The sequence below is a fragment of the Streptomyces sp. SLBN-8D4 genome (genome assembly GCF_049739545.1).
GTDB lineage: Bacteria > Actinomycetota > Actinomycetes > Streptomycetales > Streptomycetaceae > Streptomyces > Streptomyces canus_C.
Genome location: NZ_JBMGQC010000001.1, coordinates 1,376,409 through 1,401,387, shown reverse-complemented (window position 1 = coordinate 1,401,387; position 24,979 = coordinate 1,376,409). Strand labels below are relative to the sequence as shown.

The window sequence follows — 24,979 nt, the reverse complement described above, 5'->3', positions numbered from 1 at the left end:
GCCCCTCACCAGCCGGCGGACGGGCCCGTCAGCTCCCTGACCGCGGGACGGGCCGCGTCCAGCACCGTCATGAACCACGCGGAGAAGGGGTCCTTCGCGTGCCGCTCCGCCAGCTCGGCCGGGGTCACGAAGGCGGTCGTGGCGACCTCCTCCGGGTCCGGGCCGAGCGGGGACTGCACCACGCCGACGAACAGGTGGTTGTACTCCTGCTCGACCAGGCCCGAGTCCGGGTCGGGGTGGTTGTAGCGGACCGTGCCCGCCTCGGCGAGCAGCGACGGGGAGACCCCCAGCTCCTCGTACGTCCGCCGGGCCGCCGCCGCGAAGGGCGCCTCGCCCGGGTAGGGGTGGCCGCAGCAGGTGTTGGACCACACGCCGGGGGAGTGGTACTTGCCGAGCGCGCGCTGCTGCAGCAGCAGCCGGCCCCGCTCGTCGAAGAGGAACACCGAGAAGGCGCGGTGCAGTTGTCCCGGCGGCTGGTGGGCGGCGAGCTTCTCCGCGGTGCCGATCGTCACACCGTGCTCGTCGACCAGTTCCAGCAGGATCGCGTTCGCGGCGCCGTTCGACGGAGTGTGCGTCGTGGTGGCAGGTGTGGTCGGCATACCCATCCTTCACATCGGTCTTCGCGCCCCAAGTGTGCCGCACGGATCCGGCACCCCCGGCAGTTGATCGTGCCCGGCGCGGCGGGCGGGGAACCGCTCGGGGCGGGGTTGTGGGGTGGAGGACGCGAAGGTGCGCCGGATCGCTGCATTCCGCCAGAACGGGCGTTTCATGCACCGTACACGCGTGTCAGTGACACAGATGGGCCTCGTGCTCCGCGTGCCCGACCGGCTCCAGCTGGAAGGTGCAGTGCTCCACGTCGAAATGGTCACCGAGGCAGTTCTGGAGCTCGTGCAGCATTTTCTCGTGGCCGATCGCGCTGAGTACGTCGGAACGCACCACCACGTGAGCGGACAGCACCGGCATTCCCGAGGTGATCGTCCAGGCGTGCAGGTCGTGGACGTCCTCCACGCCGTCCAGGGCCAGGATGTGCGTGCGCACCTCCGCCATGTCGACGTCCTTGGGCGCCGACTCCAGCAGCACGTCGAGGGTCTCGCGCAGCAGCCTGAAGGTGCGCGGCACGATCATCACGCCGATGACGAGCGACGCGATCGGGTCGGCGGCCTGCCAGCCCGTGGTCAGGATCACCGCGGCCGAGACGATCACCGCGAGCGAGCCCAGCGCGTCCGCCGCGACCTCCAGGAACGCCCCGCGCACGTTGAGGCTCTCCTTCTGGCCGCGCATCAGCAGGGTCAGCGAGATCATGTTCGCGACCAGACCGATCGCACCGAACACGATGGTCAGCCCGCCCTCGGTGTCGGCCGGCGTGACGAACCGCTGGATCGCCTCGTACAGGACGTAGCCGCCGACGACGAGCAGCAGCAGACAGTTCGCGAGGGCGGCGAGGATCTCCGCGCGGGCGTACCCGAAGGTGCGGTTGCCGGTCGGCGGGCGGTTGGCGAAGTGGATCGCGAGGAGGGCCATGCCGAGGCCCAGCGCGTCCGTCGCCATGTGCGCCGCGTCCGCGACCAGGGCGAGGGAGTCGGCGACGACGCCGCCGACGATCTCGACCACCATGACGGTGAGCGTGATCGACAACGCCACCCGCAGCCTGCCGACGTACGCCGAGGTCGCCGTACCGCCGGCCGGCGCATGCGAGTGCGCGTGGCCGTGATCGTGCCCTGCCCCCATGGAAGCCGCCTCCTGTGTCGATCCCGGACAGTCCGCCCGGGATCACAGTGAACTACGGGCGGGGGGTATCGGGCAACGCGGCACTGAACACCGTTGTCATGTGCCCTGACCTGCGGAAACGAATCGCAGGTCAGGGCAGCCTCACCGGTGGTGCAGCAGCCAGCCGCGCCAGGCGGACTCGATCATCTCGCGCACCCCCCGGCGCGCGCTCCAGCCGAGCGTCTCGGCCGCCCGGGCCGCCGAGGCCACCGACACGGGCGCGTCCCCGGGACGGCGGGGCTCCACGACCGCGGGCCGTCGGTCTCCGGTCACCTCGCCGATCACCGTGACCATCTCGCGTACGGAAACGCCCTCACCACGACCGATGTTGACCGTCAGGTCGCCGTGCCGGCCGCCCTCGGACAGCCGCCTGGCCGCCGCGAGGTGCGCGTCGGCCAGGTCGGACACATGGATGTAGTCGCGGACGCAGGTGCCGTCCGGCGTCGGGTAGTCGTCGCCGAAGATCCGCGGGGCCTCGTCGCGGGTGAGGCGGTCGAAGACCATGGGCACGATGTTGAAGACGCCGGTGTCCGCGAGCTCCGGCGCCGCGGCCCCGGCGACGTTGAAGTAGCGCAGGCACACGGTGGAGATCCCGTGTGCCTGTCCGGCCGCCCGCACCAGCCACTCCCCGGTGAGCTTCGTCTCGCCGTACGGGTTCACGGGAGCGCACGGCGTCTCCTCCGTGATGAGTTCCACATCGGGGTTGCCGTAGACCGCCGCCGAGGAGGAGAAGAGGAAGCGTTCGATCCCGGCCTCCGCGACCGCCTCCAGAAGGGTCGCGAGCCCCCCGACGTTCTCCTGGTAGTAGCGGGTCGGCTGCGCCACCGACTCGGCGACCTGCTTGCGCGCCGCGAGATGCACCACACCCGTCACCGCGTGCTCGGCCAGCACCCGCTTCAGCAGGCCGCCGTCCCGCGAGGAGCCCCGGACCAGCGGCACGTCGGCCGGGAGCCGCGCGGGCACCCCGGCCGAGAGGTCGTCCAGGGCGAGCACCCGTTCCCCGGCCCCCGTCATGGCCCGCGCCACATGCGCCCCTATGTACCCGGCACCGCCGGTGATCAGCCACGTCATGGTCGTCCACCCTATGCCGACGGTCCCGGACCCTCACGATGTCCTGGATGTCCGCTCTGTGGGGCGCGGTTTGTGGGCGGGGGCCCGGATCACCGATGATGATCGCGGCAAAGGCCGGGGGAGACGCTGTTGATCGGTCCGTTAACGGGCGGTGAACGCCGCCTTCTTGGCATCCGATAGCCTCTGCCGACATGCCGCCCGCCTGGTCCAGCCAAGGGGCGCCCCCATCGTGCACATGACCGGCGCCCGCGCGTCGGCACCCAGGGAGTGAGTTCGGTTGTCGACCGCCATCCTCACCGGTCAGCCGGTCCCCGGTTCGTCGATCGAGGGTGATCTGCGGTCCCTCGGCTTCGACGTGCAGGTCGCCGCGGACGCCGCCGACGCCGAGCGGCTGGTCGCCGAGGCACCCTGCGACCAGCGCGTCGCCCTCGTCGACGCCCGGTTCGTCGGCCACGTCCACGCGCTGCGCCTGGGTCTCACCGACCCCCGCTTCTCCCTCGCCGCGCTGCCCGGCGCGGTCACCGCGCAGCCCGACGGCCGGGTGGCCCTCACCCGCGTGCTGGCCCGCGAGAACTCCGCGGGCGGCGGCACGGCGGTCGCCGTGGACAGCCTTCCCGACCGCATCGTCACGGCGCTGGCCGAGGACGGCGCCGAGGTGTACCGCCCCGAGCTCGGCAGCCTGGTCGCCGCCGTCCCCGCCGACCCGCAGGCCCGCAACGAGGCACGGCAGGCCGTCGCGGACGTCGACGACGAGGCCGTACGCCTGAAGTCCGCCGTGAAGTCCCGCGACGGCTTCTTCACCACGTACTGCATCAGCCCCTACTCCCGCTACATCGCCCGCTGGTGCGCCCGCCGCGGCCTGACCCCGAACCAGGTCACCACCGCGTCCCTGATCACCGCCCTGATCGCGGCGGCCTGCGCGGCCACCGGCACCCGCGGCGGCTTCGTCGCGGCGGGCGTCCTGCTGATCGCCTCGTTCGTCCTGGACTGCACCGACGGCCAGCTCGCCCGCTACTCGCTGCAGTACTCCACCCTCGGCGCCTGGCTCGACGCCACCTTCGACCGCGCCAAGGAGTACGCCTACTACGCCGGCCTGGCCCTCGGCGCGGCCCGGAGCGGCGACGACGTGTGGGCGCTGGCGCTCGGCGCGATGATCCTCCAGACCTGCCGGCACGTCGTCGACTTCTCCTTCAACGAGGCCAACCACGACGCGACCGCCAACACCAGCCCCACGGCCGCCCTTTCGGACAAGCTCGACAGCGTCGGCTGGACGGTGTGGCTACGGCGGATGATCGTGCTGCCCATCGGGGAGCGCTGGGCGATGATCGCCGTGCTCACCGCGGTCACGACACCGCGGATCACCTTCTACGTCCTTCTCGTCGGATGCGCCTTCGCGGCGACGTACACCACGGCGGGCCGGGTGCTGCGGTCGCTGACCCGCAAGGCACAGCGCACGGACCGGGCGGCACAGGCGCTGGCGGACCTCGCGGACAACGGGCCCCTCGTCCAGGCACTGGCGCGGATTCTCCGTGGGAACGGCCCGCACCTGGCACCCCTGAGCGCCGCCGTGGGCGGCGGCATCGTCGTCGCCGGAGCCTGGGCGTGGGGCTCGGGATGGTGGGTCGTCCTGATGGCGGGTACCTATGTCCTGCTCTCCGCGGAAGCCGTCTCCCGCCCCCTCAAGGGCGCCCTCGACTGGCTCGTCCCCCCGCTCTTCCGCGCCGCCGAATACGGCACCGTCCTGATCCTGGCGGCCAAGGCGGACGTGAACGGAGCCCTGCCAGCGGCTTTCGGGCTGGTGGGCGCCGTCGCCTACCATCACTACGACACGGTGTACCGCATCCGCGGCAACGCCGGAGCGCCCCCGGCCTGGCTGGTGCGCGCCGTCGGGGGGCACGAAGGACGGACTTTGCTCGTCACCGTCCTGGCCGCGCTGCTCACCGCCTCGCAGTTCACGGTCGCGCTCACGGTCCTGGCCGTGGCCGTGGCCCTGCTGGTGCTCGTCGAGAGCATCCGCTTCTGGGTGTCCGCTGGGGCTCCCGCCGTACACGACGAAGGAGAACCCGCATGATCGGCCTCGTGCTGGCGGCCGGCGCCGGACGCCGTCTGCGCCCCTACACCGACAGCCTCCCCAAGGCTCTGGTGCCGGTGGGCCCCGCGGGCATAGAGGGCGAGCCGACGGTCCTGGACCTCACCCTCGGCAACTTCGCCGAGATCGGTCTGACCGAGGTCGCGGTCATCGTCGGCTACCGCAAGGAAGCCGTGTACGAGCGCAAGGCGGCGCTGGAGGCCAAGTACGGCCTCCAGCTCACCCTCATCGACAACGACAAGGCCGAGGAGTGGAACAACGCCTACTCCCTGTGGTGCGGTCGTGACGCCCTCAAGGACGGTGTGATCCTCGCCAACGGCGACACCGTGCACCCGGTCTCCGTCGAGAAGACGCTGCTCGCCGCCCGCGGCGAGGGCAGGCGGATCATCCTCGCCCTGGACACGGTGAAGAACCTCGCCGACGAGGAGATGAAGGTCGTCGTCGACCCCGAGCGGGGGGGCATGACGAGGATCACCAAGCTGATGGACCCCGCCGAGGCCACCGGCGAGTACATCGGTGTCACCCTCATCGAGGGCGACGCCGCCCCCGAACTGGCCGACGCGCTCAAGACGGTCTGGGAGACCGACCCGCAGCAGTTCTACGAGCACGGCTACCAGGAGCTCGTGAACCGCGGCTTCCGTATCGACGTCGCGCCGATCGGCGACGTTCCGTGGGTGGAGATCGACAACCACGACGACCTCGCCCGTGGACGGGAGATCGCGTGCCGCTACTGACAAGGCTGATTCCCTCGCCGGTCGTCGTGGACATCCGCCCCGGTGCCCTCGACGACCTCGCCGGTGTGCTCGCCGACGAGCGCATCTCGCACTCCGGCAAGCTCGCCGTCGCCGTCAGCAACGGCTCCGGCGCCAAGCTGAGGGACCGGCTTGCTCCCGCCCTGCCCGGCGCCACCTGGTACGAGGTCGGCGGCGGCACCCTCGACGACGCGATCCGGCTGGCCGGCGAGATGAAGGCCGGCCACTACGACGCGGTCGTCGGACTCGGCGGCGGCAAGATCATCGACTGCGCCAAGTTCGCCGCGGCACGCGTCGGCCTGCCCCTGGTCGCCGTACCGACCAACCTCGCGCACGACGGCCTGTGCTCGCCCGTCGCGACCCTCGACAACGACGCGGGCCGCGGCTCCTACGGCGTGCCCAATCCGATCGCGGCCGTCATCGATCTCGACGTCATCCGCGAGGCCCCGGCCCGGTTCGTGCGGGCCGGCATCGGTGACGCGATCTCCAACATCAACGCCGTCGCCGACTGGGAACTGTCCAACCGCGTCAACGGCGAGAAGATCGACGGTCTCGCCGCCGCCATGGCCCGCCAGGCCGGCGAGGCGGTACTGCGCCACCCCGGCGGCATCGGGGACAACGCCTTCCTCCAGGTGCTCGCCGAGGCGCTGGTGCTCAGCGGTATCTCGATGTCGATCTCCGGTGACTCCCGCCCGGCCTCCGGGTCCTGTCACGAAATCCACCACGCGTTCGACCTGCTCTACCCCAAGCGTGCCGCCGCCCATGGCGAGCAGTGCGGTTTGGGCGCGGCCTTCGCGATGTACCTGCGCGGAGCCCACGAGGAATCGGCGTACATGGCCGAGGTACTGCGCCGGCACGGACTTCCGGTACTGCCGGAGGAGATCGGCTTCACGCCCGCGGAGTTCGTCCGCGTCGTGGAGTTCGCCCCGCAGACCCGCCCCGGCCGCTACACCATCCTCGAACACCTCGACCTCAAGACCGACCAGATCAAGGACATCTACGCCGACTATGTCAAGGCCATCGGTAGCTGAACTCCGTCCGGTCGTCCACCCCGCAGGGGTCAAGGACCGGCGCAGCGGTGAGCACTGGATGGGACGCCTCTACATGCGTGAGGTGTCCCTGCGGGTGGACCGCTACCTGGTGAACACCAGGGTCACGCCCAACCAGCTCACGTACCTGATGACCGTCTTCGGAGTCCTCGCGGCCCCGGCCCTCCTGGTGCCGGGGATCCCGGGGGCCGTGCTCGGCGTGGTGTGCGTCCAGATGTACCTGCTGCTGGACTGCGTCGACGGCGAGATCGCGCGCTGGAAGAAGCAGTACTCGCTCAACGGCGTCTACCTGGACCGCGTCGGCGCGTACCTGACCGACGCGGCCGTGCTCGTCGGCTTCGGTCTGCGCGCCGCCGACCTGTTCGGCAGCGGCCGTATCGACTGGCTGTGGGCCTTCCTCGGCACCCTGGCCGCGCTCGGCGCGATCCTGATCAAGGCCGAGACCGACCTCGTGGGGGTCGCCCGGCACCAGACGGGCAAGCCGCCTGTTCAGGAGGCCGCCGCCGAGATGCGCTCCTCCGGCATGGCGCTGGCCCGCAGGGCCGCCTCCCTGCTCAAGTTCCACCGGCTGATCCTCGGCATAGAGGCGTCCCTGCTGATCCTCGTCCTCGCGGTCGTGGACCAGGCGCGCGGCGACCTGTTCTTCTCGCGGCTCGGTGTCGCGGTGCTCGCCGGGATCGCCCTGCTCCAGACCCTGCTGCACCTCGTGTCGATCCTCGCCTCCAGCAGGCTGAAGTGAGCACCGGCATGAAGGTCGGCGCGGTCATCATCACCATGGGCAACCGCCCCGAGGAGCTGCGCGCCCTGCTCGACTCGGTCGCCAAGCAGGACGGCGACCCGGTCCAGGTGGTCGTCGTCGGCAACGGCTCGCCCGTCCCGGACGTCCCCGAGGGCGTCCGGACCATCGAGCTGCCCGAGAACCTCGGCATCCCCGGCGGCCGCAACGTCGGCATCGAGGCCTTCGGCCCCAGCGGTCGCGATGTAGACATATTGCTTTTCCTGGACGACGACGGACTCCTCCCGAATCACGACACCGCCGAACTGTGCCGCCAGGCCTTCACGGCCGACCCGAAGCTCGGCATCGTCAGCTTCCGCATCGCCGACCCCGACACCGGGGTCACCCAGCGCCGGCACGTTCCCCGGCTGCGGGCCGCCGACCCGATGCGTTCCTCCCGGGTCACCACCTTCCTCGGCGGCGCCAACGCCGTCCGCACCCAGGTCTTCGCCGAAGTCGGCGGCCTCCCGGACGAGTTCTTCTACGCCCACGAGGAAACCGACCTGGCATGGCGGGCTCTCGACGCGGGCTGGATGATCGACTACCGGTCCGACATGGTGCTGTACCACCCGACGACCGCGCCCTCCCGGCACGCGGTCTACCACCGCATGGTCGCCCGCAACCGCGTCTGGCTCGCCCGCCGCAACCTGCCCGCGCTCCTGGTCCCGGTCTACCTGGGTGTCTGGATGCTGCTGACCCTGGTGCGCCGCCCCTCGCGGCCCGCCCTGAAGGCCTGGTTCGGCGGCTTCCGGGAGGGCTGGAGCACGCCGTGCGGACCGCGCAGGCCGATGAAGTGGCGTACCGTCTGGCGCCTGACCCGACTGGGCCGGCCCCCGGTCATCTGACAAGCTCGTTCCTGAGAGCGGCCGGGCCGGACCATGGCCCCCGCTCCTGCCGTGCCCGTACAGGCCGCGCATCCCGAAGCATCCCGAAGAGGAAAGCTATCCATCAGTGAGTGAGACAACGCACGACGCCATGGTCGCGGTGAGCGCGCCCGCGTCGCCCGACGAGGGCCTCACGGCGGCGCAGCTCGCCGGCCGGTACGGCCTGACCGTGAGCGGCGCCAGGCCCTCGCTCGTCGAGTACGTCCGCCAGCTCTGGGACCGGCGCCACTTCATCCTCGCGTTCTCGCGGGCGAAGCTGACGGCCCAGTACAGCCAGGCCAAGCTCGGCCAGCTGTGGCAGGTGGCGACGCCGCTGCTGAACGCCGCCGTGTACTTCTTCATCTTCGGCCTGCTGCTGGGGGCCCGGAAGGGCATCCCGCACGACGTCTACGTGCCGTTCCTGGTGACCGGCGTGTTCGTCTTCACCTTCACGCAGAGCTCGGTCATGGCGGGTGTGCGGGCCATCTCCGGCAACCTCGGGCTCGTGCGGGCGCTGCACTTCCCGCGCGCCTCCCTGCCGATCTCCTTCGCGCTCCAGCAGCTCCAGCAGCTGCTGTTCTCGATGATCGTGCTGTTCGCCGTGGTGATCGGGTTCGGTCACTACCCGGACCTGTCCTGGGCGCTGATCGTGCCGGTGCTGGCCCTTCAGTTCCTCTTCAACACGGGCCTCGCGCTGATCATGGCCCGCGCTGGTGCCAAGACACCCGACCTGGCCCAGCTGATGCCCTTCGTGATGCGTACGTGGATGTACGCGTCCGGCGTGATGTTCTCGATCCCGGCCATGCTGGCCGGCAAGCCGCAGTGGATCGCCACGGTTCTCCAGTGGAACCCGGCGGCCCTCTACATGGACCTGATGCGCTTCGCCCTGATCGAGGAGTACGGCGCCGAGAACCTGCCGGACCACGTCTGGGCGGCCGCGTGCGGCTGGGCCGCACTCTTCGCGATCGGCGGTTTCGTGTACTTCTGGAAGGCGGAGGAAAGGTACGGCCGTGGCTGACGACATCCGGGACGAGCAGATGCCCAAGGTGACGGCGGACGCGCAGACCCCCACGGTCATCGCGGACGAGCTGCACATCGTCTACCGCGTCAACGGCGCCAAGACCGGCAAGGGCAGCGCGACCGCCGCGCTCAGCCGCATCCTCAAGCGAGGCTCCGACGACACTGCGCGCGGTGTGCGCAAGGTGCACGCCGTCAAGGGCGTCTCCTTCGTCGCCTACAAGGGCGAGGCGGTCGGCCTGATCGGCTCCAACGGCTCCGGCAAGTCGACCCTCCTGCGCGCCATCGCAGGCCTGCTGCCCGCCGAGAGCGGCCGCGTCTACACCCACGGCCAGCCCTCCCTGCTCGGCGTCAACGCGGCGCTGATGAACGACCTGACCGGCGAGCGCAACGTCATCCTGGGCGGGCTCGCCATGGGCATGTCCCGGGAGCAGGTCAGGGAGCGCTACCAGGAGATCGTCGACTTCTCCGGGATCAACGAGAAGGGCGACTTCATCACCCTTCCGATGCGCACCTACTCCTCCGGCATGGCGGCCCGCCTGCGCTTCTCCATCGCCGCGGCCAAGGACCACGACGTCCTCATGATCGACGAGGCCCTGGCCACCGGTGACCGCAAGTTCCAGAAGCGCTCCGAGGAGCGCATCCGGGAACTGCGCAAGGAGGCCGGCACGGTCTTTCTCGTCAGTCACAACAACAAGTCGATCCGTGACACCTGCAACCGCGTTCTGTGGCTGGAGCGCGGCGAGCTGCGCATGGACGGCCCGACCGACGAGGTCATCAAGGAGTACGAGAAGTTCACGGGCAAGTAGTCCACCGCGCCACGGACGAAAAACACCGCTCCGCTCGACCGGGCCCCGCCGGAACTGTTCCGGCGGGGCCGCGCGTCTGCAAAGGAAGCGTCAACTTCGGCGCCCCTTAGGAATCTTGGGGCCAATCGGTGTGTTGTTGTGATGTGCAGGACACCCCGACGATCCTTGCCGCGTTGTACAACGTAAGCTGTACCGGTGCCCAATCGCGGCAAGTAGGGCGATAATGCGCGACACCCCATCACTGGGACGCCGTGCGGACGGCTGGGCGGCGTGTCCGAAATAGTGTGTATTGGGTCGGCGGTGTAGAACGGGAGATGTGACGGCGATGGCTACGGAAACTCCCCAGCTCAACGCAGCACGTGCCGTCCCCGCCCCGGGCAGGCCGCGATGACGGAGACGGGCACGACGCGCCCCGGAGTGACGGAGCGTGGAACGCTCGACAAGGCCGCGGCGGAGAACTTCCCCGTGGCCCCCTTCTTCCTGCCCAGGGACTGGCGCACCGACCTCATGGCGGTCTACGGCTTCGCGCGCCTCGTCGACGACATCGGCGACGGCGACCTCGCCCCCGGCGGAGCCGACGCCCGGCTGCTCGGCGTGTCGCCCGCGCAGGCCGAGGACCGGCTGCTCCTCCTGGACGCCTTCGAGGCCGACCTGCACCGCGTCTTCACCGGAGAGCCCCGCCACCCGTTGCTGCGCCGCCTCCGGCCCACGGTCCGCCGCCGCGCGCTGAGCCCCGAGCCCTTCCTCGGCCTGATCGCCGCCAACCGCCAGGACCAGCTCGTCACCCGCTACGAGACCTACGACGACCTGCTCGCCTACTGCGAGCTGTCCGCCAACCCCGTAGGCCGTCTCGTGCTCGCCGTCACCGGCACCTCGACCCCCGAGCGGGTCCGCCTCTCGGACGCGGTCTGCACCGCCCTCCAGATCGTCGAACACCTCCAGGACGTCGCCGAGGACCTCGGCCGCGACCGGGTCTATCTGCCCGCCGCGGACATGAAGCGCTTTCATGTGCAGGAGGCGGATCTCGCCACGAAAACCGCGGGCGCATCGGTGCGCGCTCTGGTTGCATACGAGGCGCAACGCGCCCGCGAACTCCTGAATGAAGGCGCCCCCCTGGTGGGTAGCGTCCACGGCAGACTGAAGCTGCTGCTCGCGGGGTTCGTGGCGGGGGGAAGGGCGGCGCTCCGTGCGATCGCCGCCGCCGAGCACGACGTACTTCCCGGCCCGCCCAAGCCCGGCAAGCTCCAGCTGCTGCGCGAGGTGGGCGTCACTCTGCGAGGAGAGAGGTGATCCGGACGGTGGAGCCACCACCGCACGCGTCCGCACCGGTACTCGCCGCCTACAGCTACTGCGAGGCCGTGACCGGACAGCAGGCCCGTAACTTCGCGTACGGCATCAGGCTGCTGCCGACGTCCAAGCGGCGTGCGATGTCCGCGCTCTACGCGTTCTCACGGCGGGTCGACGACATCGGCGACGGCGCGCTGGCGGGCGACGTCAAGGCCGCGCGACTCGAGGACACCCGGGCGATGCTGACCCGGGTGCGCGAGGGCTCGGTCGACGAGGACGACACCGATCCGGTGGCCGTCGCCCTCGCCCACGCCGCCGAGACCTTCCCGATCCCGCTGAGCGGCCTGGACGAACTGATCGACGGCGTCCTGATGGACGTACGCGGCGAGACCTACGAGACGTGGGACGACCTGAAGGTGTACTGCCGCTGCGTGGCCGGCGCCATCGGGCGCCTCTCGCTCGGCGTGTTCGGCACCGAACCGGGGGCGCGCGCCGCCGAACGCGCGCCGGAGTATGCCGACACGCTCGGTCTCGCGCTCCAGCTCACCAACATCCTCAGAGACGTCCGTGAGGACGCCGAGGGAGGGCGGATCTATCTGCCGGCCGACGACCTCGCGAAGTTCGGCTGCTCGGCCGGCTTCAAGGGGCCGAAACCACCGGAGGGTGCCGACTTCGCGGGCCTCGTGCACTTCGAAGTGCGACGGGCCCGCGCCCTTTTCGCCGAGGGCTACCGGCTGCTGCCCATGCTCGACCGGCGCAGCGGCGCCTGTGTCGCCGCCATGGCCGGCATCTACCGCCGCCTGCTCGACCGCATCGAGCGCGACCCCGAGGCTGTGCTGCGCGGCCGGGTCTCGCTGCCCGGGCGTGAGAAGGCGTACGTCGCCGTCCGCGGCCTGTCCGGCCTGGACACCCGCCATGTGACGCGGCGGACCGTCAGGAGGCGCGCCTGATGGAAGACGTGGACAATCCGCTCCAAGGTGATGTCGCCGGAGGAAAGCGGCACGCAACCCTCCGCTCGACGACGGCGTCCCTGACTGCAACGGCCGACCGTGCACCGTACGAGCACCACGGCGTCCGGGCAGGGGAGGGTGTGCGATGACCGACGGACAGCGGTCCGGACGGGACGCCGTCGTGATCGGCGGCGGGCTCGCCGGCATCACCGCCGCGCTCGCGCTCGCCGACGCCGGGGTGCGCGTCACCCTGCTCGAAGGCAGGCCACGCCTGGGCGGGCTCGCCTTCTCCTTCCAGCGCGGCGAACTGACCGTCGACAACGGACAGCACGTCTACCTGCGCTGCTGCACCGCCTACCGCTGGTTCCTCGACCGCATCGAGGGGACGGCGCTGGCGCCGCTGCAGGATCGTCTCGACGTGCCCGTACTCGACCTGGCCCGGCCCGCGGGCCGACGGCTCGGCAGACTGCGGCGCGACGCGCTGCCGGTCCCCCTGCATCTGGGACGCAGCCTCGCGACCTATCCGCATCTCTCGCTCGCCGAGCGGGCCAGGGTGGGTCGGGCCGCGCTCGCGCTCAAGGGTCTCGATCTCGCCGATCCGAGCCTGGACGCACAGGACTTCGGCAGCTGGCTGACCGCGCACGGTCAGTCGGCGCGTGCCGTCGAGGCCCTGTGGGACCTGGTCGGGGTCGCCACCCTCAACGCGGTCGCGGGCGACGCCTCGCTGGGGCTCGCCGCGATGGTGTTCAAGACCGGTCTGCTGTCCGACCCGGGCGCGGCCGACATCGGCTGGGCGCACGTCCCGCTGGGTGAACTGCATGACCGGCTCGCCCGCAAGGCGCTCGACTCCGCGGGCGTGCGTACCGAGGTCCGTACACGCGTCACCTCCATCTCTACTGACGAGAACGGCACTTGGAGCGTTCAGGTTCCCGGGGAGACGCTCCGGGCCGACGCCGTCGTGCTCGCCGTGGCCCAGCACGAGGCGTGTGACCTGCTGCCGGAGGGCGCGCTCGACGCCCCGGAAAATCTTCGGCAGATCGGCACCGCGCCGATCCTCAACGTCCACGTGGTCTACGACCGCAAGGTCCTCGACGAGCCGTTCCTCGCGGCCCTCGGCACCCCGGTGCAGTGGGTCTTCGACCGCACCGGCGCCTCCGGGCTGAGCGAGGGCCAGTACCTCGCCCTGTCCCAGTCGGCCGCGCACGACGAGATCGACGAGCCGGTGGCCGCGCTGCGCGAGCGCTATCTGCCCGAGCTGGAGCGGCTGCTGCCGCTCGCACGGGGCGCCGAGGTGAAGGACTTCTTCGTGACCAGGGAGCGCACGGCGACCTTCGCCCCAGCCCCCGGCGTCGGACGGCTGCGGCCCGGCGCCCGTACGAAAGCCCCCGGCCTCTACCTGGCCGGCGCGTGGACCGCCACAGGGTGGCCCGCGACCATGGAGAGTGCGGTCCGCAGTGGTGTGAGTGCGGCGGACGCCGCCCTCGCCGCCCTGGGCCGGCCCCGCCCCGCCCGTCTCTTCGAGTTCGAGGAGGCCGCGTGATGCTCGACCAGCACGGCGTATCCGGCCCCAGCACCTCCGGTACCGCAACAAGAGGAGAGACTGTGCCCACTGTGCCCCCGGCCGAGACGGCCGCTGCGAGGTCCGCGGTGGACGTGACCGCGCTCCTGGAGCGCGGCCGGACCCTGGCCACTCCGGTGCTGAAGGCGGCCGTGGACCGCCTCGCATCCCCGATGGACACCGTTTCCGCCTACCACTTCGGCTGGATCGACGCCCAGGGCAACCCCGCGGCCGGAGACGGCGGCAAGGCCGTGCGACCCGCGCTCGCCGTGCTCTCCGCCGAGGTCACCGGTGCCGAGCCCGAGACCGGCATCCCCGGCGCGGTCGCCGTGGAACTGGTCCACAACTTCTCGCTGCTGCACGACGACCTGATGGACGGCGACGAGCAGCGCCGCCACCGCGACACCGTCTGGAAGGTGCACGGCCCGGCTCAGGCGATCCTGGTCGGCGACGCCCTGTTCGCCCTGGCCAACGAGGTCCTGCTGGAGCTCGGCACCGTCGAGGCCGGCCGCGCCACCCGCCGTCTGACCACCGCCACCCGCGCCCTGATCGACGGCCAGGCCCAGGACATCTCCTACGAGCACCGCGACCGCGTCAGCGTCGAGGAGTGCCTGGAGATGGAGGGCAACAAGACCGGCGCCCTGCTGGCCTGCGCCAGCTCCATCGGCGCCGTGCTCGGCGGCGCGGACGACCGCACCGCCGACACCCTGGAGAAGTACGGCTACCACCTCGGCCTCGCCTTCCAGGCCGTCGACGACCTCCTCGGCATCTGGGGCGACCCGGACTCCACCGGCAAGCAGACCTGGAGCGACCTGCGCCAGCGCAAGAAGTCCCTGCCCGTGGTGGCCGCGCTCGCGGCGGGCGGTGCCGCCTCCGAGCGGCTCGGCGAGATCCTCGCCGCGGACGCCAAGAGCAGCGACTTCGAGAACTTCTCCGAGGAGGAGTTCGCGGCCCGCGCCGCCCTCATCGAGGAGGCCGGAGGCCGCGAGTGGACGGCCGCGGAGGCCCGCCGTCAGCACACCATCGCCATCGAAGCCCTGAACGCCATCGACATGCCCGACCGGGTACGGGACCAGTTCACGGCGCTCGCCGACTTCGTCGTCGTACGAAAGAGATGATCACTATCGGTCGAATAGCCCTCGCGTAGTCGCCGGCCGGTGCTGCGAGGAAAGGAAAGGCACCGGCCGACGGCGGACCCACAGCAGAGCACCACATTGCACACTGCACGAAGGGGAAGCCATGACAGCGACGACCGACGGAAGCACCGGGGCCCTGCCGCCCCGCGCTGCCGCGGCCAGCGAAACCCACCTCGACACCCCCGTGGCGGCCGGGATACAAGAAGCCGCCCTGCGTGCCGTCCTGCGCGCGACCGACCACCTGCTCGCCCGGCAGGACGCCGAGGGCTGGTGGAAGGGCGACCTGGAGACCAACGTCACGATGGACGCCGAGGACCTGCTGCTCCGTCAGTTCCTCGGCATCCGCGACGAGTCGACCACCCGGGCCGCCGCCAAGTTCATCCGCGGCGAGCAGCGCGAGGACGGCACCTGGGCCAGCTTCTACGGCGGTCCCGGCGAACTCTCCACCACCGTCGAGGCGTACGTCGCCCTGCGCCTGGACGGCGACGCCCCGGACGCCCCGCACATGGCGAAGGCCTCCGCCTGGATCCGCGCACAGGGCGGGATCGCCGCCGCCCGGGTGTTCACCCGGATCTGGCTCGCCCTGTTCGGCTGGTGGAAGTGGGAGGACCTGCCCGAACTCCCGCCGGAGCTCATCTACTTCCCCAAGTGGGCCCCGCTCAACATCTACGACTTCGGCTGCTGGGCCCGCCAGACCATCGTCCCGCTGACGATCGTCTCCGCGAAGCGCCCGGTGCGGCCCGCGCCCTTCCCGCTCGACGAACTGCACACCGACCCGGCCGACCCGAACCCGGCCAAGCCCCTCGCCCCGGTGGCGAGTTGGGAGGGAGCCTTCCAGCGGCTCGACAAGGCGATGCACCAGCTGCGCAAGGTCGCCCCGCGCAGACTCCGCAGAGCCGCGATGAACAGCGCGGCCCGCTGGATCATCGAACGGCAGGAGAACGACGGCTGCTGGGGCGGCATCCAGCCCCCGGCCGTGTACTCGGTGATCGCCCTGCACCTGCTCGGCTACGACCTCCAGCACCCGGTCATCCGGGCCGGTCTGGAGTCACTGGACCGGTTCGCCATCTGGCGCGAGGACGGGTCCCGGATGATCGAGGCCTGCCAGTCGCCGGTGTGGGACACCTGCCTTGCCACCATCGCGCTCGTCGACGCGGGCGTGCCCGCCGACCATCCGCAGCTCGTCAAGGCCGCGGACTGGATGCTCGGCGAGGAGATCGTGCGGCCCGGTGACTGGTCGGTCAAGCGGCCCCAACTTCCGCCGGGCGGCTGGGCGTTCGAGTTCCACAACGACAACTACCCGGACATCGACGACACCGCCGAGGTCGTCCTCGCGCTGCGCCGGGTCAGGCACCACGACCCCGAGCGGGTTGAGAAGGCCATCGGGCGCGGGGTGCGCTGGAACCTCGGCATGCAGTCGAAGAACGGGGCCTGGGGCGCCTTCGACGTCGACAACACCAGTCCCTTCCCCAACCGGCTGCCGTTCTGCGACTTCGGCGAGGTCATCGACCCGCCGTCCGCCGACGTCACCGCCCATGTGGTGGAGATGCTGGCCGTCGAGGGTCTCTCCCACGACCCGCGCACCCGGCGCGGCATCGAGTGGCTGCTCGCCGAACAGGAGCCCGACGGCTCGTGGTTCGGGCGCTGGGGCGTCAACTACATCTACGGCACCGGGTCGGTGGTGCCCGCCCTGACGGCCGCCGGACTGCCCGCCTCGCACCCGGCGATCCGGCGGGCGGTGGCCTGGCTGGAGAAGGTGCAGAACGACGACGGCGGCTGGGGCGAGGACCTGCGCTCCTACAAGCACGTCAAGGAGTGGAGCGGCCGCGGCGCCTCCACCGCCTCGCAGACGGCCTGGGCGCTGATGGCGCTGCTGGCCGCGGGGGAGAAGGACTCCAAGGCCGTCGAGCGCGGCATCGAGTGGCTCGCGAGCACCCAGCGCGCGGACGGCTCCTGGGACGAGCCCTACTTCACCGGCACCGGCTTCCCCTGGGACTTCTCCATCAACTACCACCTCTACCGGCAGGTCTTCCCGCTCACTGCCCTGGGCCGTTACGTCCATGGAGAACCGTTCTCCCGGACCGAGGCGATCTGATGAGCACCCAGCCCGCCACCGCCCCGCTGCTGATCGCCTGCGCGCTCGGCATCGAGCATCTCGCCCTGCGCACCGGCGAGCGCGGCGGGGCCGGCGGGCCGGTCACCCTGCTCCGGACGGGCATGGGCCCCAAGGCGGCGCAGCGGTCCGTCACCCGGCGCCTGGCCGACCCGGCCCTCGCCGGGGCCGCCGTGCTGGCCACCGGCTTCTGCGCGGGCCTCGCCCCCGGGATGCACCCCGGCGACCTGGTCGTCGCCGAGGAGACCCGTGACCCGGACGGAACCGTTCCCTGTATGGGGACCGACCTGCTCGTCAAGGAGCTGGTACGGGCCGTGCCGGGACGTACCGTGCACACCGGACCCCTCACCGGCTCCGATCACGTCGTCCGAGGTCACGAGCGGTCCGCGCTGCTCGCGACCGGCGCGATCGCGGTCGACATGGAGTCCGCGGCCACACTCCTGAGCGCCGTGCGCGCGGGCGAGCGCCCTGTTGCGGCCGTCCGGGTGGTCGTGGACGCTCCACAACATGAACTCGTCCGGATCGGCACGGTACGCGGTGGAATATCAGCCTTCCGCGTTCTTCGTTCCGTCCTTCCCGCTTTCTATGAATGGCACCGTTCCTTGCTGCTCCCCAGGAGGTGAGCCAGATGGCCATGCCGCTGCGTCAGTCCATCAAGGTCGCTACATACTTGGCCGAACAGAAGCTCCGCAAGCGGGACAAGTTCCCGTTGATCGTGGAGCTTGAGCCCCTCTTCGCGTGCAACCTCAAGTGCGAGGGCTGCGGCAAGATCCAGCATCCGGCGGGCGTGCTCAAGCAGCGCATGCCGGTGGCGCAGGCCGTCGGGGCGGTCCTCGAGTCCGGTGCGCCGATGGTGTCCATCGCCGGCGGTGAGCCGCTGATGCACCCTCAGATCGATGAGATCGTGCGGCAGTTGGTGGCGAAGAAGAAGTACGTCTTCCTCTGCACCAACGCCATGCTGCTGCGCAAGAAGATGGACAAGTTCACGCCCTCCCCCTACTTCGCCTTCGCCGTGCACATCGACGGACTGCGCGAGCGCCACGACGAGTCCGTTGCCAAGGAGGGTGTGTTCGACGAGGCGGTGGAGGCGATCAAGGAGGCCAAGCGGCGCGGCTTCCGGGTCACCACCAACTCGACCTTCTTCAACACCGACACCCCGCAGACCATCATCGAGGTGCTCAACTTCCTCAACGACGACCTCAAGGTCGACGAGATGATGATCTCGCCCGCCTACGCCTACGAGAAGGCGCCCGACCAGGAGCACTTCCTGGGCGTGGAGCAGACCCGCGAACTGTTCAAGAAGGCCTTCGCGGGCGGCAACCGGAAGAAGTGGCGGCTCAACCACTCCCCGCTCTTCCTGGACTTCCTGGAGGGCAAGGTCGACTTCCCGTGCACGGCCTGGGCGATCCCGAACTACTCCCTGTTCGGCTGGCAGCGCCCCTGCTACCTGATGAGCGACGGGTACGTGCCGACTTACCGCGAACTCATCGAGGAGACCGACTGGGACAAGTACGGCCGCGGCAAGGACCCGCGCTGCGCCAACTGCATGGCGCACTGCGGCTACGAGCCCACCGCCGTCCTCGCCACCATGGGCTCGCTCAAGGAGTCGCTGCGCGCCATGCGCGAGACCGTCTCCGGAAACCGCGAGTAGCGCCATGACCGCCATTCCCTTGGGCGTCCCCGAGGTACCGGTCCGGCCGATCGCCAGGCGGCGTGTGTCGCGGCAGATCCAGGTCGGGCCGGTGGCGGTCGGGGGCGGGGCTCCGGTGCCGGTGCAGTCGATGACGACGACCCGTACGTCCGACATCGGCGCCACCCTCCAGCAGATCGCCGAACTCACCGCGTCCGGCTGCCAGATCGTCCGTGTCGCCTGTCCCACGCAGGACGACGCGGACGCCCTCGCGACCATCGCCCGCAAGTCGCAGATCCCGGTGATCGCGGACATCCACTTCCAGCCCAAGTACGTGTTCGCGGCGATCGAGGCGGGCTGTGCCGCCGTACGCGTCAATCCCGGCAACATCAAGCAGTTCGACGACAAGGTCAAGGAGATCGCGCGGGCCGCGAAGGACCACGGCACGCCGATCCGGATCGGGGTCAACGCCGGGTCGCTGGACCGGAGGCTGCTCCAGAAGTACGGCAGGGCGACCCCGGAGGCACTGGTCGAATCGGCGCTGTGGGAAGCGTCGTTGTTCGAGGAGCACGGATTCCGGGACATCAAGATCTCCGTCAAGCACAACGACCCCGTGGTGATGGTGGCCGCCTACCAGCAGCTCGCCGAGCAGTGCGACTACCCGCTGCACCTGGGGGTCACGGAGGCCGGGCCCGCCTTCCAGGGGACGATCAAGTCGGCGGTGGCCTTCGGGGCGCTGCTGTCCAGGGGCATCGGCGACACCATCCGGGTGTCGCTGTCCGCCCCGCCCGTCGAGGAGGTCAAGGTCGGCATCCAGATCCTGGAGGCGCTGAACCTGCGGCAACGCCGGCTGGAGATCGTCTCGTGCCCGTCCTGTGGGCGCGCGCAGGTGGACGTCTACAAGCTGGCGGACGAGGTCACGGCGGGTCTCGAAGGCATGGAGGTGCCTTTGCGGGTCGCGGTGATGGGGTGTGTGGTCAACGGTCCCGGCGAGGCGCGGGAGGCGGACCTGGGGGTCGCCTCCGGCAACGGCAAGGGACAGATCTTCGTGAAGGGCGAGGTCGTCAAGACCGTCCCGGAGTCGAAGATCGTGGAGACCCTCATCGAGGAGGCGATGAAGATCGCCGAACAGATGGAGCAGGACGGCGTCGCGTCGGGGGAGCCGGCCGTCACCGTGAGCTGAACAGCACGGACCGAAGGGGGCCCGAGCGTGACCATCTTGGAGAACATCCGGGGACCACGCGACCTGAAGGCGCTGTCCGAGTCGGATCTTGGTGAACTGTCCGAGGAGATCAGGGAGTTCCTGGTGCACGCGGTCGCCAGGACCGGCGGACACCTCGGGCCCAACCTGGGGGTGGTGGAACTGACCATCGCACTCCACCGGGTCTTCGAGTCGCCGGTCGACCGCATCGTGTGGGACACCGGCCATCAGAGCTATGTGCACAAGATCCTGACAGGGCGTCAGGACTTCTCCAAGCTGCGCGGCAAGGGCGGTCTGTCCGGCTACCCCTCCCGCGAGGAGTCCGAGCACGACATCGTCGAGAACAGCCACGCGTCCACCGCGCTCGGCTGGGCGGACGGGCTCGCCAAGGCCCGCCAGGTGCAGGGCGAGAAGGGGCATGTCGTCGCGGTCATCGGCGACGGCGCGCTCACCGGCGGCATGGCCTGGGAGGCGCTGAACAACATCGCGGCCGCCAAGGACCGGCCGCTGATCATAGTCGTCAACGACAACGAGCGGTCGTACTCGCCGACCATCGGCGGCCTCGCCAACCACCTGGCCACCCTGCGCACGACCGACGGCTACGAGAAGGTGCTGGCCTGGGGCAAGGACGTACTGCTCAGAACCCCCCTGGTCGGCAACACCGTCTACGAGTCCCTGCACGGCGCGAAGAAGGGCTTCAAGGACGCCTTCGCACCGCAGGGCATGTTCGAGGACCTCGGGCTGAAGTACGTCGGCCCGATCGACGGACACGACATCGGGGCCGTCGAGTCCGCGCTGCGGCGTGCGAAGCGCTTCCACGGGCCGGTGCTGATCCACTGCCTCACCGAGAAGGGACGCGGATACGAGCCCGCCCTCGCCCACGAGGAGGACCACTTCCACACCGTCGGTGTGATGGACCCCCTCACCTGCGAGCCGCTCGCGCCGTCCAACGGGCCGTCCTGGACCTCGGTGTTCGGTGACGAGATCGTCGCGATCGGGGAGGAGCGGGAGGATGTCGTGGCGATCACGGCGGCCATGCTGCACCCGGTGGGGCTCGGGAAGTTCGCGGCGCGTTTCCCGGACCGGGTGTGGGACGTCGGCATCGCCGAGCAGCACGCGGCGGTCTCCGCGGCAGGTCTCGCCACTGGCGGGCTGCACCCGGTCGTCGCCGTCTACGCCACCTTCCTGAACCGGGCCTTCGACCAGCTCCTGATGGATGTCGCCCTGCACCGCTGCGGGGTCACGTTCGTCCTCGACCGCGCCGGGGTCACGGGGGTGGACGGGGCCTCCCACAACGGCATGTGGGACATGTCGATCCTCCAGGTCGTGCCCGGCCTGAGGATCGCCGCGCCCCGCGACGCCGACCAGCTGCGGGCGCAGCTGCGGGAGGCGGTCGCGGTGGACGACGCGCCGACGCTGGTGCGGTTCCCGAAGGAGTCGGTGGGGCCCGTGGTCCCGGCCGTGGACCACGTGGGCGGCATGGACGTGCTCCACCGCGGGGAGCGGCCCGAGGTGCTTCTCGTCGCCGTCGGCGTGATGGCGCGCGTCTGCCTCCAGGCCGCCGAGCTGCTGCAGGCGCGGGGCATCAACTGCACGGTCGTGGACCCCCGTTGGGTCAAGCCCGTCGATCCCGCGCTGCCGGGCCTCGCGGCGGAGCACCGGCTGGTGGCCGTGGTCGAGGACAACAGCCGGGCCTCCGGAGTGGGCGCAGCGGTGGCGCTGACGCTCGGGGACGCCGAGGTCGACGTGCCGGTACGGCGGTTCGGGATCCCGGAGCAGTTCCTCGCGCACGCCAAACGGGGCGAGGTGATCGCGGACATCGGCCTCACGCCGGTCGAGGTGGCGGGACGGATCAGCGCGAGCCTGGCCGTGAAGGCACAGGTCGACCTCAAGGAGACTGCTGAATGAGCACGGAGTTCGACCTCGGCAGACTCCTGGCCGAGCGCGGAGCCGAGCGCTACGAGCTGCACGGCAGGTATCTGAACCACCAGCTCCCGCGAATGCTGCACACCATCGGCTTCGACAAGGTCTACGAGCGTGGTGAGGGCGCCTACTTCTGGGACGCGGACGGCAACGACTACCTGGACATGCTCGCCGGGTTCGGGGTGATGGGCCTCGGGCGCCACCACCCCGTCGTCCGCAAGGCGCTGCACGACGTCCTGGACGCCTCTCTCGCCGACCTCACCCGCTTCGACTGCCAGCCGCTGCCGGGGCTGCTGGCGGAGAAGCTGCTCACGTACAGTCCGCACCTGGACCGGGTGTTCTTCGGGAACAGCGGCACCGAGGCGGTGGAGACCGCGCTGAAGTTCGCCCGGTACGCCACCGGCAGGCCCCGCGTCCTGTACTGCGACCACGCCTTCCACGGGCTGACCACCGGCTCGCTGTCGGTCAACGGCGAGTCCGGTTTCCGGGACGGATTCGCGCCCCTGCTGCCCGACACCGCCGTACCCCTCGGCGATCTCGACGCTCTGGCCCGGGAGCTGAAGAAGGGTGATGTCGCCGCCCTGGTCGTCGAGCCGATCCAGGGCAAGGGGGTGCACGAGGCGCCACCCGGGTATCTGCGCGCCGCGCAGGAGCTCCTGCGCAGGCACAAGGCGCTGCTCATCGCCGACGAGGTGCAGACCGGGCTCGGCCGGACCGGGGACTTCTACGCCTACCAGCACGAGGACGGCGTCGAGCCCGACCTGGTGTGCGTGGCCAAGGCGCTCTCCGGAGGCTATGTCCCGGTCGGCGCCACCCTCGGCAAGGACTGGATCTTCAAGAAGGTCTACTCGTCGATGGACCGGGTCCTGGTGCACTCGGCGAGCTTCGGATCCAACGCCCAGGCGATGGCGGCCGGGCTGGCCGTCCTGTCGGTCATGGAGAACGAGCAGATCGTCGCGAACGCCCGCGCCACCGGTGACCTGCTGCGGTCCCGGCTCGCGGCACTGGTGGACAAGTACGAGCTGCTCGCCGACGTACGAGGCCGGGGCCTGATGATCGGCATCGAGTTCGGCAGGCCGAAGTCGCTCAAGCTGCGCAGCCGCTGGACCATGCTCCAGGCCGCGCGCAAGGGTCTGTTCGCGCAGATGGTCGTCGTCCCGCTGCTCCAGCGGCACCGGATCCTCACCCAGGTCTCCGGCGACCACCTGGAGGTCATCAAGCTCATCCCGCCGCTCGTCGTCGGAGAGAAGGAGGTGGACCGGTTCGTGGACGCCTTCACCGAGGTCATGGACGACGCGCACAACGGCGGCGGACTGATGTGGGACTTCGGCAAGACGCTGGTGAAGCAGGCGGTGGCCAACCGGTAACGGCCCGACCCAAAGGTTTTTGCCTCTGAGGCAAGAAATTTGCCGCAGAGGCAAAACTCCGGCTCAATGGACGTATGACCTCCCCGGAAGCCTCCACGGAGCTGCCCTCCGTGGCTCCCCAGCTTCGCGCTCTGCGCCGTCGCGCCTCCCTGACCCTGGAGGCCGCGGCCGGTGCCGCGGGGCTGTCGCCCGCCCATCTCTCGCGGCTGGAGACCGGTCAGCGCCAGCCCTCGCTGCCGATGCTGCTCGCGCTCGCCCGTATCTACGGTACGACGGTCTCGGAACTTCTCGGCGAGACGGCCGCCGACCGGGACGCCGTGATCCGCGCCACCGACATGGAACCGACCGTGGCGGGCGGCTGGACCTACGTCCAGGCGGGCGCGGCCGGCCGTGGCATGCAGGCCCTGCGCGTGCAGGTCCCGCACGGCTCCCAGGGCGACATCGTGCGGGTGCACCCCGGCGAGGAATGGCTGTACGTCCTCAAGGGGCGGCTCAGGCTGCGCCTCGGGGACGCCACGCACCGGCTCGGCCCGGGCGACAGCGCGCACTTCGACTCGCTGACCCCGCACCGCATCGCCGCCCAGGATCCCGACGGTGTCGAGCTCCTGTTCGTCCACACCCTGTTGCAGAGTCCCACGGCCACGTTGTGCCTGGGCCCCACCCCTGGAGAGACGCCATGAGTGACATGGAGGAGAAGTTCCCCCGCGCCCTGTGGGTGCGCCTCATCATCTACCTCGCGGTCGGCCACGTCTTCGCGGCCTTCATCTACTTCCTGTTCGCGGTGGGAGCCGGGCAGTAGCGGCCGTGCGGCTCAGTCGAGCAGGCGCTCCCGCAGCCGCTCGCGGATCTCGGGAGTCAGGCCGAGGCCCTCTCGCAGATACTCCTCGACCCCGCCCCACGTCTCCTCGATGGTCTCGAAGGCCGCCTCCAGATACTCGGCGCGCGCCTCGAACAGCGGGCTGAGCAGCTCCATGACCTCGGGGGAGTAGGCGTCGGCGGAGGTGCTGGTGCGGCGCACCTTGTACCGGCGGTGCTTGGCGTTCGACTCCAGGTAGTCGGCGACGATCGCCTCGCGCTCCACCCCGAGGGCGAGCAGGGTCACGGCGACGGACAGGCCCGCGCGGTCCTTGCCGGCCGCGCAGTGCATGAGGGCGGGCGCGCTGTCCTCCGCGAGGGAATGCAGCACCTGGGAGTGCTCGCCGGTGCGCTCCTTGATCATCGTGCGGTAGGAGCTGGTCATGCGCTCCGCGGCCTTGCCGTCCCCGAGGAGCTCGCGCAGCTGCTCTATGTCGCCGTCGCGGACCATCTTCCAGAACCAGGTGCCCTCGGCGGGGTCGCTCAGCGGCAGGTTCACATTGGTGACGCCCGGCAGGTCGACGTCGGGGCCCTCCAGCTTCTGGTCCGCAGCGTTGCGGAAGTCGAAGATCGTGTGCAGGCCCAGGGAGGCCAGGAAGGCCGCGTCCTCCTCGGTCGCGTGCGCGAGGTGACCGCTGCGGAACAGCATTCCGTACCGCACCCGCCGCCCGTCCGCCGTCGGCAGTCCGCCCACGTCGCGGAAGTTGCGGATTCCTGCCAGTTCGGGTTCGGTCGACGGGATCTGCTGCGTCACGGGGGCTCCTCCC

24 protein-coding genes are annotated in these 24,979 nt (G+C 70.4%); 20 read left to right on the top strand and 4 right to left on the bottom strand.

Annotated features, from left to right (window positions below):
- Window positions 1–5 precede the first annotated feature (5 nt).
- The 3 genes from idi to galE form a co-directional block, all read right to left on the bottom strand.
- Window positions 6–599, bottom strand: a complete 594-nt coding sequence (gene idi, locus RKD20_RS06525; protein ID WP_424876842.1) for an isopentenyl-diphosphate Delta-isomerase — start codon at window positions 597–599, stop codon at window positions 6–8.
- Between the two features lie 187 nt (window positions 600–786).
- Window positions 787–1,728 (bottom strand): cation diffusion facilitator family transporter, encoded by a 942-nt coding sequence (locus RKD20_RS06520; RefSeq protein ID WP_424876841.1) that lies wholly within the window; start codon window positions 1,726–1,728, stop codon window positions 787–789.
- Between the two features lie 141 nt (window positions 1,729–1,869).
- Window positions 1,870–2,838 (bottom strand): UDP-glucose 4-epimerase GalE, encoded by a 969-nt coding sequence (galE, locus tag RKD20_RS06515; protein WP_424876840.1) that lies wholly within the window; start codon window positions 2,836–2,838, stop codon window positions 1,870–1,872.
- A gap of 277 nt (window positions 2,839–3,115) precedes the next feature.
- Here galE and RKD20_RS06510 point away from each other — a divergent pair, with 277 nt between their 5' ends.
- The 20 genes from RKD20_RS06510 to RKD20_RS06415 all read left to right on the top strand — a co-directional run bounded on the left by RKD20_RS06510 (window position 3,116) and on the right by RKD20_RS06415 (window position 24,156).
- Window positions 3,116–4,909, top strand: coding sequence for a DUF5941 domain-containing protein (locus RKD20_RS06510; RefSeq protein ID WP_424876839.1), 1,794 nt, complete (start codon window positions 3,116–3,118; stop codon window positions 4,907–4,909).
- Window positions 4,906–5,661, top strand: a complete 756-nt coding sequence (locus RKD20_RS06505; protein ID WP_424876838.1) for a sugar phosphate nucleotidyltransferase — start codon at window positions 4,906–4,908, stop codon at window positions 5,659–5,661. Before RKD20_RS06510 ends, RKD20_RS06505 begins: the two co-directional genes overlap by 4 nt.
- Window positions 5,649–6,710, top strand: coding sequence for an iron-containing alcohol dehydrogenase family protein (locus RKD20_RS06500; RefSeq protein WP_424876837.1), 1,062 nt, complete (start codon window positions 5,649–5,651; stop codon window positions 6,708–6,710). The genes RKD20_RS06505 and RKD20_RS06500 overlap by 13 nt, the downstream gene beginning before the upstream one ends.
- Complete coding sequence (locus RKD20_RS06495) at window positions 6,688–7,467, top strand: CDP-alcohol phosphatidyltransferase family protein (protein ID WP_424876836.1); 780 nt, start codon at window positions 6,688–6,690, stop codon at window positions 7,465–7,467. The genes RKD20_RS06500 and RKD20_RS06495 overlap by 23 nt, the downstream gene beginning before the upstream one ends.
- Complete coding sequence (locus RKD20_RS06490; protein WP_028807533.1) at window positions 7,464–8,348, top strand: glycosyltransferase family 2 protein; 885 nt, start codon at window positions 7,464–7,466, stop codon at window positions 8,346–8,348. Before RKD20_RS06495 ends, RKD20_RS06490 begins: the two co-directional genes overlap by 4 nt.
- Window positions 8,349–8,454: 106 nt before the next feature.
- Entirely contained in the window at window positions 8,455–9,384 is a 930-nt protein-coding gene (locus RKD20_RS06485) for an ABC transporter permease (RefSeq protein ID WP_424876835.1), read from the top strand.
- A gap of 19 nt (window positions 9,385–9,403) precedes the next feature.
- Window positions 9,404–10,192, top strand: a complete 789-nt coding sequence (locus RKD20_RS06480) for an ABC transporter ATP-binding protein (protein ID WP_424883158.1) — start codon at window positions 9,404–9,406, stop codon at window positions 10,190–10,192.
- A gap of 387 nt (window positions 10,193–10,579) precedes the next feature.
- Complete coding sequence (gene hpnC / locus RKD20_RS06475) at window positions 10,580–11,482, top strand: squalene synthase HpnC (RefSeq protein WP_424876834.1); 903 nt, start codon at window positions 10,580–10,582, stop codon at window positions 11,480–11,482.
- A complete protein-coding gene (gene hpnD / locus RKD20_RS06470; protein ID WP_020116597.1) occupies window positions 11,479–12,429 on the top strand; it encodes a presqualene diphosphate synthase HpnD in 951 nt (316 codons plus the stop codon). Before hpnC ends, hpnD begins: the two co-directional genes overlap by 4 nt.
- Complete coding sequence (locus RKD20_RS06465; RefSeq protein ID WP_424876833.1) at window positions 12,429–12,578, top strand: DUF6380 family protein; 150 nt, start codon at window positions 12,429–12,431, stop codon at window positions 12,576–12,578. The genes hpnD and RKD20_RS06465 overlap by 1 nt, the downstream gene beginning before the upstream one ends.
- Window positions 12,575–13,969, top strand: coding sequence for a hydroxysqualene dehydroxylase HpnE (hpnE, locus tag RKD20_RS06460; protein WP_424876832.1), 1,395 nt, complete (start codon window positions 12,575–12,577; stop codon window positions 13,967–13,969). The genes RKD20_RS06465 and hpnE overlap by 4 nt, the downstream gene beginning before the upstream one ends.
- Window positions 13,970–14,040: 71 nt before the next feature.
- The gene (locus RKD20_RS06455) at window positions 14,041–15,105 is read left to right on the top strand and encodes a polyprenyl synthetase family protein (RefSeq protein WP_424883157.1); all 1,065 of its coding nucleotides are present in this window, start codon (window positions 14,041–14,043) and stop codon (window positions 15,103–15,105) included.
- A 121-nt stretch (window positions 15,106–15,226) separates the two neighbouring features.
- On the top strand, window positions 15,227–17,218 hold the full coding sequence (shc, locus tag RKD20_RS06450; protein ID WP_424876831.1) for a squalene--hopene cyclase: 1,992 nt from the start codon (window positions 15,227–15,229) through the stop codon (window positions 17,216–17,218).
- Entirely contained in the window at window positions 17,218–17,859 is a 642-nt protein-coding gene (locus RKD20_RS06445; RefSeq protein WP_424876830.1) for a 1-hydroxy-2-methyl-2-butenyl 4-diphosphate reductase, read from the top strand. Before shc ends, RKD20_RS06445 begins: the two co-directional genes overlap by 1 nt.
- A 5-nt stretch (window positions 17,860–17,864) precedes the next feature.
- The gene (gene hpnH / locus RKD20_RS06440; RefSeq protein WP_020116602.1) at window positions 17,865–18,887 is read left to right on the top strand and encodes an adenosyl-hopene transferase HpnH; all 1,023 of its coding nucleotides are present in this window, start codon (window positions 17,865–17,867) and stop codon (window positions 18,885–18,887) included.
- Window positions 18,888–18,891: 4 nt separating this feature from the next.
- Complete coding sequence (gene ispG, locus RKD20_RS06435; protein ID WP_424876829.1) at window positions 18,892–20,049, top strand: flavodoxin-dependent (E)-4-hydroxy-3-methylbut-2-enyl-diphosphate synthase; 1,158 nt, start codon at window positions 18,892–18,894, stop codon at window positions 20,047–20,049.
- A 27-nt stretch (window positions 20,050–20,076) separates the two neighbouring features.
- Complete coding sequence (gene dxs / locus RKD20_RS06430; protein ID WP_424876828.1) at window positions 20,077–21,975, top strand: 1-deoxy-D-xylulose-5-phosphate synthase; 1,899 nt, start codon at window positions 20,077–20,079, stop codon at window positions 21,973–21,975.
- Window positions 21,972–23,357 carry an aspartate aminotransferase family protein gene (locus RKD20_RS06425; protein ID WP_424876827.1) on the top strand — a complete coding sequence of 462 codons (1,386 nt, stop codon included), beginning with the start codon at window positions 21,972–21,974 and terminating at the stop codon, window positions 23,355–23,357. The genes dxs and RKD20_RS06425 overlap by 4 nt, the downstream gene beginning before the upstream one ends.
- Window positions 23,358–23,431: 74 nt before the next feature.
- Window positions 23,432–24,037 carry a helix-turn-helix domain-containing protein gene (locus tag RKD20_RS06420; RefSeq protein WP_424876826.1) on the top strand — a complete coding sequence of 202 codons (606 nt, stop codon included), beginning with the start codon at window positions 23,432–23,434 and terminating at the stop codon, window positions 24,035–24,037.
- Entirely contained in the window at window positions 24,034–24,156 is a 123-nt protein-coding gene (locus RKD20_RS06415) for a DUF6126 family protein (RefSeq protein WP_033415234.1), read from the top strand. Before RKD20_RS06420 ends, RKD20_RS06415 begins: the two co-directional genes overlap by 4 nt.
- A 12-nt stretch (window positions 24,157–24,168) precedes the next feature.
- On the opposite strand, the gene RKD20_RS06410 is transcribed toward RKD20_RS06415, so the two are convergent.
- The gene (locus tag RKD20_RS06410) at window positions 24,169–24,966 is read right to left on the bottom strand and encodes a tyrosine-protein phosphatase (protein ID WP_424876825.1); all 798 of its coding nucleotides are present in this window, start codon (window positions 24,964–24,966) and stop codon (window positions 24,169–24,171) included.
- Window positions 24,967–24,979 lie beyond the last annotated feature (13 nt).

Excerpts from the sequence above, each read along its gene's own strand:
- idi (WP_424876842.1), bottom strand. The coding sequence starts at position 599 with ATGCCGACCACACCTGCCACCACGACGCACACTCCGTCGAACGGCGCC.
- RKD20_RS06520 (WP_424876841.1), bottom strand. The coding sequence starts at position 1,728 with ATGGGGGCAGGGCACGATCACGGCCACGCGCACTCGCATGCGCCGGCC.
- galE (WP_424876840.1), bottom strand. The coding sequence starts at position 2,838 with ATGACGTGGCTGATCACCGGCGGTGCCGGGTACATAGGGGCGCATGTG.
- RKD20_RS06505 (WP_424876838.1), top strand. The coding sequence starts at position 4,906 with ATGATCGGCCTCGTGCTGGCGGCCGGCGCCGGACGCCGTCTGCGCCCC.
- RKD20_RS06495 (WP_424876836.1), top strand. The coding sequence starts at position 6,688 with ATGTCAAGGCCATCGGTAGCTGAACTCCGTCCGGTCGTCCACCCCGCA.
- RKD20_RS06480 (WP_424883158.1), top strand. The coding sequence starts at position 9,404 with ATGCCCAAGGTGACGGCGGACGCGCAGACCCCCACGGTCATCGCGGAC.
- hpnC (WP_424876834.1), top strand. The coding sequence starts at position 10,580 with ATGACGGAGACGGGCACGACGCGCCCCGGAGTGACGGAGCGTGGAACG.
- RKD20_RS06465 (WP_424876833.1), top strand. The coding sequence starts at position 12,429 with ATGGAAGACGTGGACAATCCGCTCCAAGGTGATGTCGCCGGAGGAAAG.
- hpnE (WP_424876832.1), top strand. The coding sequence starts at position 12,575 with ATGACCGACGGACAGCGGTCCGGACGGGACGCCGTCGTGATCGGCGGC.
- shc (WP_424876831.1), top strand. The coding sequence starts at position 15,227 with ATGACAGCGACGACCGACGGAAGCACCGGGGCCCTGCCGCCCCGCGCT.
- RKD20_RS06445 (WP_424876830.1), top strand. The coding sequence starts at position 17,218 with ATGAGCACCCAGCCCGCCACCGCCCCGCTGCTGATCGCCTGCGCGCTC.
- hpnH (WP_020116602.1), top strand. The coding sequence starts at position 17,865 with ATGGCCATGCCGCTGCGTCAGTCCATCAAGGTCGCTACATACTTGGCC.
- ispG (WP_424876829.1), top strand. The coding sequence starts at position 18,892 with ATGACCGCCATTCCCTTGGGCGTCCCCGAGGTACCGGTCCGGCCGATC.
- RKD20_RS06425 (WP_424876827.1), top strand. The coding sequence starts at position 21,972 with ATGAGCACGGAGTTCGACCTCGGCAGACTCCTGGCCGAGCGCGGAGCC.
- RKD20_RS06420 (WP_424876826.1), top strand. The coding sequence starts at position 23,432 with ATGACCTCCCCGGAAGCCTCCACGGAGCTGCCCTCCGTGGCTCCCCAG.
- RKD20_RS06415 (WP_033415234.1), top strand. The coding sequence starts at position 24,034 with ATGAGTGACATGGAGGAGAAGTTCCCCCGCGCCCTGTGGGTGCGCCTC.